This window comes from Streptomyces sp. WAC 04229 (assembly GCF_003947455.1).
In the GTDB taxonomy this organism is placed as follows: Bacteria; Actinomycetota; Actinomycetes; order Streptomycetales; family Streptomycetaceae; genus Streptomyces.
On the sequence record NZ_QHJH01000356.1, the window covers coordinates 1 to 2,913 of the forward strand.

Here is a 2,913-nt window from a genome sequence, read left to right on the forward strand (position 1 = left end):
GCCCCCGGGGCCCCCGCCCCCGAGTCCGCAGCCTGCGTGCCCACGTCGAGTCCTCGTCGTCCCCGGTGGCGCCGGTCACCCGCGTCTCCGCCGGGTGCCGCGTCCGAGCCCACTCCTGCGCGCCCTTCACACGCTCACCTCGCGGCAGGCCCGGTAGAAGTCCTGCCAGCCGTCGCGCTCCCGGACGACCGTCTCCAGGTACTCCTGCCAGATGACGCGGTCGGTGGCGGGATCGCGGACGACCGCGCCGAGGATGCCCGCGGCGACGTCGCCGGGCCGCAGCACCCCGTCACCGAAGTGGGCGGACAGCGCCAGCCCGCCGGTGACCACGGAGATCGCCTCGGCCGTGGACAGCGTGCCGCTGGGCGACTTCACCTTGGTACGCCCGTCGCCCGTCAGCCCGTCGCGCAGCTCGCGGAAGACGGTGACGACGCGGCGGATCTCCTCGATACCGCCGGGGGTCGGGGGCAGGTCGAGGGAGCGGCCGATCTGGTCGACGCGGCGCGTGACGATCTCGACCTCGGCCTCGGCGCTCTCGGGCAGCGGCAGCACCACGGTGTTGAAGCGGCGGCGCAGGGCGCTGGACAGGTCGTTGACCCCGCGGTCGCGGTCGTTGGCGGTGGCGATCAGGTTGAAGCCGCGGACGGCCTGCACCTCCTGGCCCAGCTCCGGTATCGGCAGGGTCTTCTCCGACAGGATGGTGATCAGGCTGTCCTGCACGTCGGCGGGGATGCGGGTCAGCTCCTCCACCCGCACGGTCGCGCCGTCCGTCATGGCCCGCATGACGGGACTGGGCACGAGGGCGTCGCGGCTCGGGCCGTGGGCGAGGAGTCTCGCGTAGTTCCAGCCGTAGCGGATCGCCTCCTCCGGGGTGCCGGCGGTGCCCTGCACCAGCAGGGTGGAGTCGCCGCTGACGGCCGCCGCGAGGTGCTCGGACACCCAGGTCTTCGCGGTGCCGGGCACGCCGAGCAGGAGCAGGGCGCGGTCGGTGGCGAGCGTGCTGACGGCCACCTCGACGACGCGGCGCGAGCCCACGTACTTCGGGGTGATCACGGTGCCGTCGGGCAGGGTGCCGCCCAGCAGATAGGTCGCGACGGCCCAGGGCGACAGCTTCCACCGCGCCGGGCGCGGACGGTCGTCCTGCGCGGCCAGCGCGGCCAGTTCGGCCCCGAAGGCCTGCTCGGCGTGGGGCCGCAGCCTCTCCACCCCGGACATCGCTTCCACGGACACAGGCATGGCTGATTCCCCCTCCAGCTCGGCCGGTTCGATCTGTCATCCACGGTGCACCACGCCACTGACAATCGCTCTGAACTGCGAAAACGCCTTGTCTGAGGGCGTTGTCAGTGGGAGGACCTACCTTCGATGCCATGACTCAGCAGGGGGAGCGCTGGACCGCGGATCAGGTGCTGGCACTGGCGCCTGACGCCGCGTCACGTGCGGCGGGCGGCAGGTTGGGGGCGGCCGGTCCGTGGTCCGAGGTGGGGAGTTCCGTCGAGGGGGCGGTGTGGGGGCTGTGCAAGGGGAGCGGCAGCGAGCCGTACCGGACGGTCGTCGACGTCGCGGACGGGTCCGGGCCCGCGTACCGGTGCGCGTGCCCGAGTCCCAAGGTCCCGTGCAAGCACGCGCTGGGGCTGCTGCTGCTCTGGTCGGGCGGGGGCGTCGCGGTGCCCGGGGCGGCAGTGCCCGAGTGGGCGGAGCGGTGGCTCGCCGGACGACGCGAGCGCGCGGAGAGGAGAGAGGGGACGGGCGCGGCGGACTCGCCGCCCGGGCGGGGGTCCGGGACCGCTGATCCGGAGGCGGCGCGGCGCCGGGCCCTGCAGCGGGCCGGGCGGATCACCGCGGGCGCGACGGAGCTGGAGCAGCGGCTGACGGACCTGATGCGCGGCGGTCTGGCCGGCGCGGAGCAGGCGGGCTACGGCCTGTGGGAGGAGTCGGCCGCCCGCATGGTCGACGCCCAGGCCCCGGGTCTGGCCGCACGCGTGCGGGAGCTGGGCTCCATACCGTCGTCGGGCCCCGGCTGGCCGGTCCGGCTGCTGGAGGAGTGCGCCCTCCTCCACCTGCTCGACCAGGGCTGGCTGCGGCGCGAGAGCCTGCCCGACGGGCTGGCGGCGACCGTCCGTTCGCGCGTGGGTCTGCCGGCCTCCGCGGACGGTCCGCCGGTGCGGGACCACTGGCTGGTTCTCGCCCAGTACGACACCGCGGACGCGCGGCTGACGACCCGTCGCATCTGGCTGTACGGCGCGGAGACGGACCGGACCGCGCTGCTCCTCTCCTACGGGGCCGCGGGCAGGGCACCGGAGTTGGCGCTGCCGGTGGGGCTGACGCTGGAGGCCGAGGTGTCGGCGTATCCGGGCGCCGGACAGCAGCGGGCGGCTCTGGGGCGGCGGTTCGGGCAGGCGGCGCCCACGGAGACCCGCCCGAGAGGAGTGACCACGTCCAGAGCCGCCGCGCGGTTCGGCGAGGCCCTCCGCGACGACCCGTGGCTGGACTCGGTGCCGTTGACGCTGGGGCGCGTCGTCCCGGTGCCGGACGGCGACGCGTGGCAGCTGGCGGACGCCGACGGCGACACCGCGCTGCCGCTCGTACCGGGCGCCGGAAACCGGGCGGGCATCTGGCGGCTGGCCGCACTGTCGGGCGGCGCGCCCGTCACGGTCTTCGGCGAGTGCGGCCACCGGGGTTTCACTCCGCTGACGGCCTGGCCGACCGGCCCCGGTCCGGCGGCTGCGGGCGCGGGACGCCCCCGTTCCGGCCCCGGGCGGGGCAGTGCAGGGGCACCGCCGGACCGGGGCCGGTCGGCCAGGCCGTCAGCGGAGTGAAACCCCGGTGGCCGCACTCGCCGAAGACCGTGACGGGCGCGCCGCCCGACAGGGCGGCCCGCCGCCAGAAGCCCGGCCGGCTTCCGGCGCCCGGTAC

At 75.7% G+C, this 2,913-nt stretch carries 1 protein-coding gene and 2 pseudogenes; 1 reads left to right on the forward strand and 2 read right to left on the reverse strand.

Annotation, left to right across the window (positions count from 1 at the left end; genetic code table 11):
• Positions 1-126: 126 nt before the first annotated feature.
• Positions 127-1,236, reverse strand: a complete 1,110-nt coding sequence (locus tag DMH12_RS38005) for an AAA family ATPase (RefSeq protein ID WP_125495807.1) — start codon at positions 1,234-1,236, stop codon at positions 127-129.
• Between the two features lie 131 nt (positions 1,237-1,367).
• On the opposite strand from DMH12_RS38005, the pseudogene DMH12_RS38010 reads away from it, so the two are divergent.
• Positions 1,368-2,720 (forward strand): annotated as a pseudogene (locus tag DMH12_RS38010) (SWIM zinc finger family protein); the annotation flags it as partial.
• Here DMH12_RS38010 and DMH12_RS40175 read toward each other — a convergent pair.
• Positions 2,680-2,913 (reverse strand): annotated as a pseudogene (locus tag DMH12_RS40175) (hypothetical protein); the annotation flags it as partial. The pseudogenes DMH12_RS38010 and DMH12_RS40175 overlap by 41 nt on opposite strands.

Excerpts from the sequence above, each read along its gene's own strand:
- DMH12_RS38005 (WP_125495807.1), bottom strand. The coding sequence starts at position 1,236 with ATGCCTGTGTCCGTGGAAGCGATGTCCGGGGTGGAGAGGCTGCGGCCC.